The 13,681-nt window shown below is 41.0% G+C and carries 15 protein-coding genes and 1 tRNA gene; 6 read left to right on the top strand and 10 right to left on the bottom strand.

All coding sequences use genetic code 11. The features are described 5' to 3' along the window. The 10 genes from LHW48_03510 to LHW48_03465 all read right to left on the bottom strand — a co-directional run bounded on the left by LHW48_03510 (position 1) and on the right by LHW48_03465 (position 8,984). Positions 1-642: a protein-L-isoaspartate(D-aspartate) O-methyltransferase gene (locus LHW48_03510; GenBank protein ID MCB5259525.1), complete on the bottom strand. Its 642-nt coding sequence runs from the start codon at positions 640-642 to the stop codon at positions 1-3. Beyond that, positions 643-1,413 (bottom strand): 5'/3'-nucleotidase SurE, encoded by a 771-nt coding sequence (surE, locus tag LHW48_03505; GenBank protein ID MCB5259524.1) that lies wholly within the window; start codon positions 1,411-1,413, stop codon positions 643-645. A 9-nt stretch (positions 1,414-1,422) separates the two neighbouring features. Then, positions 1,423-1,776 (bottom strand): hypothetical protein, encoded by a 354-nt coding sequence (locus LHW48_03500; protein MCB5259523.1) that lies wholly within the window; start codon positions 1,774-1,776, stop codon positions 1,423-1,425. 399 nt (positions 1,777-2,175) lie between these two features. Then, positions 2,176-2,263: transfer RNA gene (locus LHW48_03495), tRNA-Leu, on the bottom strand. A gap of 6 nt (positions 2,264-2,269) precedes the next feature. Beyond that, complete coding sequence (secG, locus tag LHW48_03490; GenBank protein ID MCB5259522.1) at positions 2,270-2,623, bottom strand: preprotein translocase subunit SecG; 354 nt, start codon at positions 2,621-2,623, stop codon at positions 2,270-2,272. Positions 2,624-3,305: 682 nt separating this feature from the next. Continuing rightward, positions 3,306-4,436, bottom strand: coding sequence for a THUMP domain-containing protein (locus LHW48_03485; protein MCB5259521.1), 1,131 nt, complete (start codon positions 4,434-4,436; stop codon positions 3,306-3,308). Positions 4,437-4,465: 29 nt separating this feature from the next. Next, positions 4,466-6,106, bottom strand: a complete 1,641-nt coding sequence (locus LHW48_03480; GenBank protein ID MCB5259520.1) for an AMP-binding protein — start codon at positions 6,104-6,106, stop codon at positions 4,466-4,468. Between the two features lie 421 nt (positions 6,107-6,527). Further along, a complete protein-coding gene (locus LHW48_03475; protein ID MCB5259519.1) occupies positions 6,528-6,806 on the bottom strand; it encodes a hypothetical protein in 279 nt (92 codons plus the stop codon). 215 nt (positions 6,807-7,021) lie between these two features. Then, on the bottom strand, positions 7,022-8,665 hold the full coding sequence (locus LHW48_03470; GenBank protein ID MCB5259518.1) for a YgiQ family radical SAM protein: 1,644 nt from the start codon (positions 8,663-8,665) through the stop codon (positions 7,022-7,024). A 106-nt stretch (positions 8,666-8,771) separates the two neighbouring features. Further along, on the bottom strand, positions 8,772-8,984 hold the full coding sequence (locus LHW48_03465; protein MCB5259517.1) for a cold shock domain-containing protein: 213 nt from the start codon (positions 8,982-8,984) through the stop codon (positions 8,772-8,774). Positions 8,985-9,178: 194 nt separating this feature from the next. On the opposite strand from LHW48_03465, the gene LHW48_03460 reads away from it, so the two are divergent. From LHW48_03460 to LHW48_03435, 6 genes are all read left to right on the top strand, one after another. Beyond that, on the top strand, positions 9,179-9,541 hold the full coding sequence (locus LHW48_03460) for a response regulator (protein MCB5259516.1): 363 nt from the start codon (positions 9,179-9,181) through the stop codon (positions 9,539-9,541). After that, the gene (locus LHW48_03455; GenBank protein MCB5259515.1) at positions 9,538-10,452 is read left to right on the top strand and encodes a hypothetical protein; all 915 of its coding nucleotides are present in this window, start codon (positions 9,538-9,540) and stop codon (positions 10,450-10,452) included. Before LHW48_03460 ends, LHW48_03455 begins: the two co-directional genes overlap by 4 nt. A gap of 9 nt (positions 10,453-10,461) precedes the next feature. Further along, positions 10,462-11,415, top strand: a complete 954-nt coding sequence (locus tag LHW48_03450; GenBank protein ID MCB5259514.1) for a D-alanine--D-alanine ligase — start codon at positions 10,462-10,464, stop codon at positions 11,413-11,415. Beyond that, a complete protein-coding gene (locus LHW48_03445; GenBank protein ID MCB5259513.1) occupies positions 11,412-12,509 on the top strand; it encodes a hypothetical protein in 1,098 nt (365 codons plus the stop codon). Before LHW48_03450 ends, LHW48_03445 begins: the two co-directional genes overlap by 4 nt. Before the next feature lie 10 nt (positions 12,510-12,519). Next, complete coding sequence (locus LHW48_03440) at positions 12,520-13,194, top strand: FecR family protein (GenBank protein MCB5259512.1); 675 nt, start codon at positions 12,520-12,522, stop codon at positions 13,192-13,194. A 14-nt stretch (positions 13,195-13,208) separates the two neighbouring features. Next, the coding region (locus LHW48_03435; GenBank protein MCB5259511.1) for a hypothetical protein at positions 13,209-13,681 on the top strand (473 nt) is incomplete at its 3' end.

The following is a 13,681-nucleotide window of genomic DNA, read 5'->3' as shown; positions in this document are numbered from 1 at the left end:
TTACCTCGCATTTTTTACCAAGGGGACGAAAGCGCAGGGAAGATGTTCTCGATATTTCAATTCCCCCTTTTCGCGCTTGACGATATAGAGCATTTGCGGAACCCCCTTACCAACGGGACTTATCATTACTCCTCCTTCCGCAAGTTGATCGCAGATTTTTTGGGGTATCTCAGAAGCAGCGGCAGAAACAACTATTTTATTGAATTCCTTATATGGAGGATAGGCTTGTTGCCAGCCTTGCCAACCATCCCCAATTCTAAAATAGATATTTTTAAACCCAGCTTGTTTAAGAGTTTTTTGGGCACGTAATGAGAGGATGTCCCGCAGCTCAACTGTACACACTTCTTTTACGATTTTTGCAAGAAGTGCAGTTTGATATCCACTACCAGTACCAATTTCCAACACAATATCATCTTCGTGAAGATTCAGTTCACAGAGCATAATTGCTATCATTTGGGGTTGCGAGATAGTTTGATCTTCCAATATGGGCAAAGGACTGTTGCGATAGGCATATTCTCGGTATTCCGGCAAAACATAATCCTCTCTGGGGATACTTAAGAATGCCGAGAGGATTCGCTTATCTGTGATACCGTTGTGTTTAAGCGCTTCTACCAGTTTCTGTCTCTGATCTTCAAAGCGCATCTAAGCCTTTACCTCAAGCAGTTTCCGAGATTCAATCCAACTTAAAATAGGTGGAAATGCTTCGGCTTTGCTAAGCTCAAAACCAAGCGGGGTAATAGAGATATAACCTTCGTTTATAGCCTCAGAATCGGTTCCCGGTTCCAAATCCCACTGAGGAAGGTCTCCGCCTATGCGATAGCTAAAATTATCTTCCTCCTCATGAATTATCGAGATGAAATTATAGTATTTACGGTGTCCAGTGCGAGCTAGCCGAAGCCCTTTCACCTCTTCAAAAGGGATATTAGGGAAATTTATATTGATAACTTCGTAAGGTTTAGTAAGACTATCTATACCAAGTTCTAAAAGTTTGATAAACCACTTGGTAGCAGATTCAAATAGTTGTTCTTTATAGGCATTGATCGAAAGTGCCATCGCCCTTTTTCCAAACATGGCAGCCTCCACGGCGGCAGAAACTGTGCCAGAGTAGAGCACATCTTCACCCATATTCTGCCCGGCGTTGATTCCCGAGATCACCAAATCGATTTCTTCCGTCAAGATCTTTTGCAAGGCAATTACCACACAATCAACTGGAGTTCCGCTTATTGCCCATTCTTGTGGAGCAATCTTTGTGGCATGTATATCTTTTCTGAGAGTAATGGAATGAGAAGCGGCACTGCGTTCGGTATCTGGGGCTACAATAATAACATCGTGTCCTGCTGCACTTAATGCGGCTTGCAAGGATCTGATGCCTGGTGCGTTAATGCCGTCGTCGTTAACAAGTAGAATTTTCAAAACGTCTCCTTAAAATATCAGATGGGGATAGTTGATTAATACCAATAGGGCAGCAGCAATTACAATCAAGATCACAAGAATTGGCCAAAATACAAGAATCGAGAACAAAAATCCACTTTTATGCATTTTACGCCGATGTGCATTGTATTTGCGCTTCGAAGTAACTCGTTGCATTAAAGACACATGTTTTATCTTTGCATCTCTCATGCTTCGCTGGGCCTGGGTGAGCCATTTTACTTCGGAATACTCATCCAAATATGGCTTATAGCCTAGCTGCAAATAGTGCTGAATACGGGCTTGGCTAAAGCCTTTAACCTCATTTGGATCTAGTTCCTTGATTATCTTAGTCCTTTTAGCACTCATCAAAGCTCCCATTTTACTTATGTCTTTTTTGATACAGTCAATTTGTCAAGAGGAATTTTGATTCTATAGGTCTTCATTTAATGTCCCTGCACTCAAAAGTAGCGATATTTGTAGGCACAAATCAGGACTAGTTTCGATGCCGAAAGAAATAGCGCAAAAATCACTGAAAAAGTTTTAAAGCAGGGCTCACTATCGAATTATCTGGATATCTGCCATCCCTTTCTGGCGTACATAGAAGTAGTGATCCAACAATACCTCTCTGGATGCAAGTTAAAGAGCCCTTCAGGTATCTGAAAAGCGAAATTATGGCGCTAGATAAAAATACCCTTACTCACCGTAGATGAAAATGAGTCTTAAGCTACAGCATAAAAAAACCTCCCCAAAGGGGGAGGCAATGATTGGTGCAGAAGGCGGGACTCGAACCCGCACACCCGTTACAGGCACAAGATCCTTAGTCTTGCGTGTCTGCCAATTCCACCACTTCTGCTGAAATTTATTCGCCCTGAGAGGGAGTTTCGGCTGGTATGGGCGCTGGTGCAGTCGCTGGTTCTGCTGGAGTTTCCGTATCCGGAAGCTTACTTTGACGTTCTTGCACTTCGCTAAGTGTACCACCACGCATATCTTTAACCAAAAAAGCAAGCAGGATACAAGATGCGGCAAAAATAAGCGCTAAAATCTGAGTCCATTTCTTGAGCATTTGAGAAGCGCCACTTCCGCCAAATACGTTCATGGCAGCTCCGCCAAGGTTGGCATCAAGCCCACCTTTTGAAGTCTGCGCAAGAATCACCAACACCAAAGCGACGCTGATAATTACGTGAATAACTAGGGCTATTGTGTATAAAACCATTTATAAATCCTTAAGATAAGTGTTTCAATATTTACGTTCGAACACCCAAAAATGGAGTGCTCTTTCTGTCAATAATTTTTTTGGGTAGAGATACTTTAGTTATAGCAATAAACATCGTCAACGCTCAAAATGAGCATTGAATAATAATGGGTAAGGGACAAAACCCTTTCAGTAGAGTGGTGGGTAGAAAGCAATAGAAAAAAACTTCACCATACTTCAAGTTAGAGCGCATTTTCCTTTGTTTATTTGTATGTGGGAAGGTCTATTTTTGTGTCTATAACCCTTGTCAAGGCGCATTAAATCCACTTTATCTCCATATTGCATTAGGCTGTTGTTACCCAGAGTTCAAGCAATGATCATCGTATGCAGGCAGGAGTATCTCTGAGTAAACCATTGCTAATGGTGGCTTAACCCGTTGGGGGTCATTTGGGGAAATAATCTGTAAAAGTCCGTTGAATAACCGGGGCACAAAGAAAAGTCCCATACTACAAGGATAGTGGGTGGGCAAAGCTACGATCAGAAAAAACCCAGCAAACCGATTTTTCGTGCATAGAAATCTGCCATACATGAATGTGCAACGGTCTCTCATATATTATCTCTTGAACAAAAAGATTCTCCTAATATCAAATGAAATTTGGGTAGAGCAAAAACTCTTTTTAGTGGCAATAGCAGATTTGCTATATTAGCGGATTACTATCTTTGCCAACTTGGAATCCAAATTTCCATTCTTTAGGCTTTTAGCCCAGTGAGCACGCAAGCGTAACTTGGAAACCAAAGTTTTTGATCCACATAAAATATAAGCGGTACTTCCCTTGCAGTGCTGCTTCAAGAAATCGCCCAAAGCTTGGTAAATCATGCCAACATCATCAATATTTGAAAGCCTTATTCCGTAAGGGGGGTTAGTGATGATAACGCCAGTGTAATTTGCACTATAGTTCTCAAAGCGCATTACTTTTAGATCAATTCTATCGCCATAAGGAAGTCTTTCCAGATTTTCTCTAGCAGCAGAGATAGCTTGGGGATTGATGTCTGATCCCATTATAAGACCCTTCGGAAGTTCTCTAATCTTAGAGTTTGACTGTTGTACAACCCGATTCCAAAGTTCGGAATCGAAATATGGCATCTGGCTAAGATTTGTTTTTTGTAGCAAATATCCCGCCGGGATATGACAATACAGCATCAGTGCTTCCGCTAAAATCGTCCCACTGCCACACATTGGATCCCATAACCTGGAAGTAAGATCCCAACCGCTAAGATGAAGCATGGTTGCCGCTAGTGTTTCTTGTAATGGGGCATCAACTTTGGCTATTCTATAACCTCTTTTATGCATGCTGAACCCCAAAATATCCAAAGAAACACTAACTTTATTATTATGGATATGCAGATTGAACAAAATATCGGGGTCGTTATTGGTGAAATTGGGCCTATCTCCATATTGCTCTCTAAATCTATCGCAGATGGCGTCTTTCAATACTTGCCCAGCATATAGTGAATGGCGGGTAAAAGAATTACTAACATTACTATCTATCCCAAAGGATTGCTCTGGTGCAAACAAGGTTAGCCAATCAATATTCTTATATGCTTGTTGATAAAGATATTTGGCACTGTGGCAGTCGAAATTCAGTAAAGGCATCAAAATTCGCTGCACCAGCCTTGCTTCATACAGTATTTGATACAATGTTTGCTTATTACACGAAAAAAGCAAACCTCTTGGAACTTGTTGCAATACTTCAGCGCCAAAGCTATTTAATTCTGCCTGGGCATGTTTCTCCAAGCTGCCCGCAATTACGGCAAAGTATCTATTGTTTTCCAATCGTCGAATATCCCCAAGCAGATTAGGTATTAAGAGTATTGGTAACGCTTAATCTTTTGAGTGGGAGTCTTTTGAAAAGGCTCGTTAGCAATCTGGATTTTAACTATGCGACTAAAACTTGCCAGAGATTTGTTGAGTTCGTTGCGGTTATCTTCCATAATTTTTGGAATTTGGTTCTCGGGGATACGATCTGCGTCCAGAGCTTCAAAATCTGGATATACCATAGCGTGCAATTGGCGGTCTCGCTCTAAAACTAAGGATTCGCCAACATAAGGTAAGTTATTTAGTTTCTGTTCAACCAATTCAGGGTAAATGTTCTCTCCGCTGGGTCCTAATATCACGTTCTTAATCCGCCCGCGAATATAGATAAAACCATCTTTATCTATGGTGCCAATATCTCCGGTATGTAGCCATCCGTCTCTTAAAACTTCTGCAGTAGCCTCATCAAATTTGTAATAGCCTTTAAACACTTGTTCTCCACGTAAGACTATTTCTCCAGGTGTGTTTTCAGGATCCCGCGAATTGACCTTAATCTCCATGAATTTCAATTTCTTGCCGCTGGATTCAAAGCGATGTTCTTGCCAATTTGCATACGAAATAAGGGGTCCGCACTCAGTCATTCCATAGCCAATAGTAAAGGGGAATTTAATCTTTTTCATAAAAAGCTCAACTTCTGCATTCATGGGTGCGCCTCCAGTGATAAGTTCGCGGATGTTCCCTCCAAAGGCTTGCATCAGTTTGTCATGGATTTTCTTGAGGATGATCTTATTTAGCACAGGGATCTTTAGAAATATTTGCATCTGGGGCTTTTCTATGGTAGGCTGAAGCTGCTTTTTATAGATTTTTTCAATTAGAAGCGGAACCGTTAAAACTACTTCTGGTTTAAGATCTTTCATGGCAGCAAGCAATATCTTAGGGGCTGGAATTTTATCCATGAAATTGATGTGATTTCCGCGTGTGAATGGATACAAAAAATCAAAACTGCTAGCGTAGGCATGCGCTAGGGGTAAAAATGCAAATACCTTAGCCCCAACGTTGAAGAGCAGATTTTCGTTAGCTACAATAAGATTTGCCAACAGACTGCGGTGTGGCAGCATTACGCCTTTGGAAAAGCCGGTTGTGCCGCTGGTGTAGATGATGGCGGCAATATCTTCGTTATCACATACGTCTTTCAAAGAAAAGTTTTCGCAATTTAAGTTCTTAAGATCTTCACAGTCTTCAAACTTGGGTATAGCTTGTTTATATTTTTCCATTCTATTATCTAAGAGGTTAAAATCTTCTAGAGCATATACCTGTTTAACCTTTTTAAGGAGGTCTCCATCAATAAGATCGTATTTATCTTTGGTAATAAAAACCATTTCGGCATCACAGTGATTTATAATATGCTGAGTATCTTCAGGAGAAAAATTCGCCAAAATCGGGACGATGGTTGCCCCGTATGTGACTGTACTCAACCACAATATTCCCCAATTACTGCAATTTTTACCCGCAAGAGCAATCTTGCTGCCTTTCTTCACGCCAGTTGCTTGAAATTGACGGTGTAACCATACAATGCGTTTTGCCACATCCCCATAACTTAGCGCTGGACCGGGATAATCCGTAAATGCGGGATAGTCCCAATATTCTTTAATAGAGTTCACAAGTTTTACAATAAGTTTTTCTTCGATCATTTCAACTCCACTGTTCTGTTTTTACCTAAAGGAATATATTTTCAGACTATATACTTGAAGGCAATTACAAACGTGATTACATATAAGGCATTGTCAAGTAAAAGATGCTGTCTTGCTCTAAATCTTGCTATAGACCATCAGCATACCTTACATCACCAAACTTCAAATGTCCAAATCCCAAAGATGATGAGCCAGACTAGTCGAATGTTCTAAACATGCTAAATACTTTCAGATCTATTTATTGTTATTGTGTATATAGCACTAAATTCAGCAAAACCATAGGATTTATCCAAGTGCTTCAATAATCGGAGGCCAGATTTGGGAATCTCCCCGCAAGCGTTCTCGTGGGTAGTAAAAGCGCCAAACCCTGAAGGAAACAGGGCTTGGCAAAGCGTGAAGAAATGCGATACAGAAGGTTTCTCTAGTTATAGAACTCATTGTTCAGCATGCTGTTGATCGGACTCTTTAGCTTGCTTGCCTGGAGGCTGGCTATCCCAGAAAACAGAGAACATGATCCCTGTAGAATAATGATCAGCATCAAATACAACATGTACTCTATCGAATGTCCCTTTTCCTTGCCTATACCACATTGCCGCAGAATTTGCACCAGCTTGAAGCGCTTGAACACATAATGAGCATAGTTCTCAACCAGATTTGAAGTTTTAACTTGACTCATTTGGGCTATTCTCAGGAAACTCATCTTAACACCTCGTTTTGTTTTGTGGCTTTAGTTACAGTGCCACAATAACATGCGGGGTGTTTTTGTCAAGTACTATTTTTGATTATTTTACTGTTCCACAATGGCTTATACAACTGCGAAAGATTAGTTATTATATGATTACGTGGTCTTTTCCCCATTTGCTAACATATTTTTGTTTTGCTGTCTGAATTGCTTCTGAAGCTTGAACTTAGCTTTTAGGCTTGAGAAGATTTCACAATTAGCTCTTTTTGCTTGCGGATTTCACCCGGAGATGGAATGTGGATTGGTTTTCCAGTCTCAAAATCCAAGCCTGTGTAGTACATGCAAGTGCTGATCGTCATAGGGGTGGGGGTAAATTCTTGTGCTTGTTCCACATGTATTTTGTGTTGACGCAACCAGTTCTTTAAGGCAAGCGCATCTTCCATTGTAGTGCCGGGGTGACCGATAATTATATAAGGTATAATCTGTCTTTTGATTCCAGCCTTACGAACCTCTTCAAAATACTCGTTAGCAAAAACCTCAAAATGCTTTATGGGTGGCTTACCCATAAGCTTTAGTACCTGTGTGGCACTATGTTCTGGAGCCAATTTTAGCCTGCCACCGGTGTATTTTGTGGCAATAGCTTTGATGTAGCGCCTATTGCCTAGAACAAGATCGTGCCGTATGCCGCTAGCGATAAATACATGATTTATGTTTGGAAGCCGGGATATCTTATCCAACAATTGTAACTGGACTTCATGATTCAAAAAAAGATTGGGGCAGATTTCCGGAAAGATGCAGCTCCGGCGGGAACAGCTATTTGGAAAGCCAAGCTTGCAATAGCTTTGGTACATGTTTGCGCTGGGACCGCCCACGTCGCTGATTGTACCTTTCAACTTGCAAGCTTCTTTTAATATCGATTCCACTGAGCGTGATTGGATCTGGCGTCCCTGATGCGCTGCTATGGCACAGAAGTTACAGCCTCCATAGCAGCCACGATGGCTGGTTATACTTTGTTTGATCTGATCCCAAGCGGGAATACGTTTACCCTTGTACATGGGGTGCGGAGAGTTCATAAAGGGTAGCGAATAAATCCTGTCCAATTCTTGAGTGCTGAGTGCGGGGGAGGGGGGATTGTGTTTGATCCAGCGTCCGCCATTGAGTTGGTATAATGGCTTTAAGGCATATTGGTCATAAAACTGGTGATTTAGCTTGTGAAATGTAGCCTTATCAGAGCATTTTCCGGCATCCGGCAAAATTGTTTCACCCGGTTCGTGTACAAAGCACACTGTCGAGGGCAAGTCTGTTAATTCAGATACATTATGCCCCTTTTCCAATGCATGAGCTACTTGAATTATCGTGTGTTCTGCCATGCCATAGATTAGAAGATCAGCTTTACTATCTGCCAAGATGCTGTTGCGAACCTTGTTTTGCCAGTAGTCGTAATGCGCAATGCGGCGTAAGGATGATTCCACGCCACCAATCACTACCGGAATGCCTTTAAACAGCTTTTTAACAATATTGGTGTAGATCATTACCGCTCTATCCGGTCTTCTACCAGGTTTAGCATCTGGAGAGTAGGCGTCATCCGAGCGTAAACGGCGTTGTGCAGTATAGTGGTTAACCATCGAATCCATGTTTCCAGAGCTTATTCCAAAAAACAAGCGTGGACTGCCCAAAACCAAGAAATCTTCGTCTTTACGCCAATCTGGTTGCGATATAATACCTACCTTATAACCAGCGGTTTCGAGAGTTCGGGCGATAATTGGTACTCCAAATGAGGGGTGATCTATGTAGGCATCTCCATTGATAAGAATGATGTCGCATTGGGTCCAGCCTCTGGATCTTATATCTGCTTGGGAAACAGGAAGAAATGGCAAGTTATGATCCGCTATGTTTTATTTGAATAGAATCTACTGATAAGAGGAAAAACCTCAAGACATAATAAAGGGCGCCACTTGGCGCCCAAAGATCAAGCAGTCAAAATCAGGGATTAATCCGGATTATATTAATAGCTTGAATACCTTTTTCTGTTTCGATCAAATCAAAGGTTACTTCTTCGTCTTGTTCAAGTACCTTCAATTCACGGGGAGAATTTGTGACAATGGATTTCCAATGCACAAAGTATTCTTTGTTGTCGTCTGTAAGAATAAAGCCATAACCTTTATTTTTATTAAACCACTTAACTTTTCCTTTCATAAGAACCTCTTTTACATCATATGATGTCAATAATTGCAAAGCGGTATTTATCGTCAATATAAATATTTCAAATCTGTGCGTTTTCCAGTATTCATGTTCGTATCGGTTCGGTTTTGAGTTTTTTTCATTGACTATTATATGCATGTATGGATAATGCCACAAAGTGAAAATTTGAAAAAAGCGAGGTAGCCCAAATGGAAGCCCGTATTCTTCTTGTGGATGACGACCGCCTCCTTCGAGAGGTAATCAGTGAATGCTTGAAACTCAACGATTACCAAGTTGACATGGCTGAGGATGCTACTGCTGCTTTAAAACTATTCCAACCGGATAAGTATGACTTAGCGCTCATAGATTTAGTAATGCCTGGCATGAATGGTTTGGAATTGATGCAAAAGATTATGGAGGAAGACGCCAATATTTTCTGCCTAATTATGACGGGGTATCCAACCGTCGACAGTGCCTACAAGGCTATGGTGGAGGGCGCTTCAGATTATATTATCAAACCCTTTCAACTCAATGAATTAGTTGCCGCTATTAAGCAACATTTAGAATCATGACCTATAGCATTAGGATTGTTGATATTAGAAGCGATGATGCTGTCCAAATTTCCGCTACTTACGGTTATTGGCACAATCCTATTTTTATGTTAGCTGTTGCAGAAATGCACAAACTAATTCCTCTCCAGCTTCAAGTATTTAAGGGGGAAGAACTGTTTGCCGTTTTACCATTATATGAACGCAGCAAGATGGGTGTTAGGGCTTTGGTATCACCGGTTGGGGCATACTATCAAGGCATCTGTTTTGCTTTCGAGGAAAACGCAGGGAAGGCAAGAATAGTCTTAGATACAGTTGCCGTATGCACAGAGATTTCTCAATTTTTGACAAAGCGTTACAAGCGCATCCATATCAAACTGAATCCCCAAAACTATGATGTGAGAGGCTTTACTTGGAATGGGTTTAAGGCTTTTCCACTATACACTTTTCGGTATCATGTGGGCGAGTCTTTGCCCAGTCTGGCAGACGAGCGAAAGAAATATAGAACTGCTCAAAAACACGATATGAGGATGGAAGAACGCTTCGATCCGGATGCTTTTATGCGGTTACAAAAGGATTTGGATTTGCGTAAAAAGCATGAGCTTGGAATATCTTATTCCCGGTTAAAAGAGTTTTTTATAAGATTGTATTCGGAGCAGTTGTTGAAACAATTCAACATTATCTGGCAAAATGAAGTAGTTAGCGCCAATATTTTGCTCTACGATGGTGGAGATGTAGCTTATACTTTATTTAAAGCAACTGCTGAAAAAGCACTACGAAAAGGTGCAGCTACCTTTCACAGCATAAATTTGTTGGAAGAATTGCCTCTGGGAACCAAATTGTTTGATTACTGTGGTGCAAATGTACCGGAAGTAGCTCGATTTAAGGCAGCAATAGGCTTAGATTTATGTAGTTTTTACCAGATTAAAATATAAGAGAGGTATATGAAAAAAGTCATTGTTTTAAGGGGTGGAAGCTCTCCCGAAAAAGAAATATCTTTAGTAACTGGATCTGAGATCGCAAAAGTTCTGAGAGATCTTAACTATGAAGTGCGAGAGATGGATCCAGATAATTACCCCAATCTGTCTCAATTACTATCTGATATTGAGAAAGAACAAGCATTTATTGTATTTAACGGTTTACATGGCGGTAGCGGAGAAAATGGAGAATTGCAAGCCGCACTCCAATTGGCAAAAATTCCTTTTACTGGCTCACTTAGCAAAGCTTCAGCCTTGGCAATGGATAAGTATATTGCAAAACTAATCGTAAAAGAAGAAGGGGTTCCCATACCAAAGCACATTTTATTGCGAACCAACCTGCTGGATGATTATAACGATCCTTCTGACTATCAAGCATTTGTACAAAACTTGGGTTTACCCTTAATTGTTAAGCCAAATGACTCTGGAAGTTCAGTGGGGATTGCCGTAGTTCAGAATATTGGGGAGCTAAAACCAGCAGTATTGGATGCTTTCAAATATTGCAAATCGGTATTATTGGAAGAGTTTATCCCTGGTCGTGAGCTTACCGTCAGCATCCTTGATGGTAAAGCTTTGCCCGTAGTGGAGATCAAGCCCAAAGCTGGCTGGTACGATTATGCAAACAAATACACGAAAGGCAATACAGAATATCTGTCCCCAGCCCCAATAGAAAGCAAAATTGCAGAATTAGTACAACTCTATGCCGAGCGTGCATTCTTTGCCCTAGGTTGTGCGGTGTATGGTAGAGTCGATTTTCGTTTAAATAACCAACAACTATACTTTTTGGAAGTAAACACACTGCCCGGAATGACTCCTTTGAGTCTTACTCCCATGGCAGCAAAGGCAGCAGGACTGTCATTTAATGGCCTGCTAGAAACCATAATAAAATGCTCCGTGAGAAATCACGTGGAGGTAATATGAAACGCATACTTTTTATTATTGCCGTGCTTCTTGTATGCCTTAATATGTGGGCGATAGATTTACGCTTCAACCCACCAGTTATTGAGGTTAATCAACTTAGCACATTTAGTTTTGACCCCGTAGCCCCAGAATCACAGCCGATCTTGACCAATCTTACCATTACCAACGACAACGTGCCAAAAAAGATCAAACTGCAAGTAGTGGTAAAATGGAACAATACTCCCATTCTTGATGAAGGTGAGGCTATATTTATAAGCATAAATGAGCTTGAATCTGGCGAGGTATTGCTTCTTTCTAATCGAGATCTGATAACCGAGCAATCGAGCCAATACTTTGTAGAAGAATCTGTAAATATCGATTTCATGGATATTATTGAAAGTATTTCCACTTTGGAAGAAGCGGTACTTTCTGGTTATTTTCCCGATGGAAACTTGCGGCTTGAAGTTTCTGTTAAGCCAGAGGAGGAAAACAATTGGACAGAAACAGCATTGTTTACAATCAGAGTACGTAATGCCGGTGGTATTTTCCTTGCTTCTCCTGGAGCGCAAATTGGGCAAAAAGCTCCCGAGGTAAACGATTTACCTGTTAGTTTTATCTGGAATGCAGTAAATACCGGTTTCAATGAGCAGCACATAGTTATTCGTGAATTTCCCCCTAACAATCCTCCATCGCTATCAAACATAAACAACTCGGGAACGGTTGTTTTACAAAAAGAGGGCGTAGATAGCGGATTTAGTGACTATATTCCCTTTAATGACGGTTACTATTATGCTTGGCAAGTGTATATACCCTTATATGACGAGACTCATTATCATGCGCCAGCTCAAGATAGAGCGGGGAAAATTGCCAAACAACAAGAAAGCCCTTGGTTTGTTTTCCGCTATGTAATGAATGCGGATGGGAGTAGTTCTTCTGAAGACATTCAAGCCATGTTAAATGTGCTTCAAAACAGCGAATTGCTAAATCTGCAAGGCTTAGGCTACTCACCTACCGGCGAAATTATCTATGACGGGAGGCTATACAGGGGACAGGATGCGCTAGATATTCTCAGCAGCCTTATTGGGAAACAACTAACAATCAAAGTAATAGATTGAGGAGTCAAAGATGAAACGAGTTTTAATATTATCCCTCATTCTCTTAGTTGCAAGTGTTCTGTTAGCAGATAGCGTTGCTATTCTTTCTGCCAGCAAGGGTAAGGTAGATCTCGAACGTGCTCGTAAGCAAGTAAAGTTTAAGAAAGGGGAATTGTTACAGAACAAAGATGTATTAAGAACAGGCTCAGAAAGCTTTGCTGCGTATAAATTTATAGATGCGTCATCTATGATTAAGCTCTTTTCGAACTCAGTAGTTACCATCAATGCTAGCAAAAGCGGAACTCAGCTTTCAAAAAAGGTAAACGTAAATAAAGGCAATGTTCTTACCCAAGTAAAAAAGGGTACAGGCGCATTTACCGTACAAACGCCTACTACCGTAGCTTCGGTAAAGGGAACCGAGTTTATGACCAGAGTAGATGATGATGGTTTTAGCACCTTTATTGTAACCGATGGCGAGGTGGAATTAAGAATTTTGGATACCGATGAAGTAAAAAACGTTTCCAAAGGTAATACAGCAGTTATAGATCCAGATGGGGAGGTGGAACTACGCCAAAGCTCTGCGCAGGATATCAGTGAGATTGAGCAAGCTGAATTGGAAGCTAATCAATCCAGCGAAACCAACACTATCCTCATTCGCGTATTAGATAAAAATGGAAATATAAAACACATAGAAGTTACATATTAATGCAGGAGTTCAATATGAAACAATTGATTTTAATACTAGCTCTGATACTCAGCAGTATTTCTTTATTGGCAATTTCCGCACTGCATGTTAGCCCACAAACTTTTGTGCCTGGAACAGACGTTGAGCTTCTTTTGGAAATCGTGCAAGGGCATGAAGAAATAAGCACAGTTGAGGTTCAATATCGTGCCGTGGGTACTACAAAATGGTATAATGAACCTATGCGGCAGGATGACCCCAACTCTCTTTACTGGCGAGGGATTATTCCTCGCACTGCCGTTAAAACCGATGATATAGAATATCGTTTCGAGTTCATAATGCCTAATGGCAGCAGTAGTTATTTGCCAACCGATGATGGTATCACTCCTTTGTACACCATCAAGCTAAATGCTCCCAAAGGTTCTCTTACCGAAGGCTTTGTACTGGTTTCGGATGAGAGCTCCGTTTCCGCTGATGACGGTTATGTGTTGGCTGTTAGTTACCTTGCGCT

The organism is Candidatus Cloacimonadota bacterium (assembly GCA_020532355.1).
GTDB lineage: Bacteria > Cloacimonadota > Cloacimonadia > Cloacimonadales > Cloacimonadaceae > UBA5456.
This window is presented reverse-complemented; position numbering and strand designations above follow the sequence as displayed.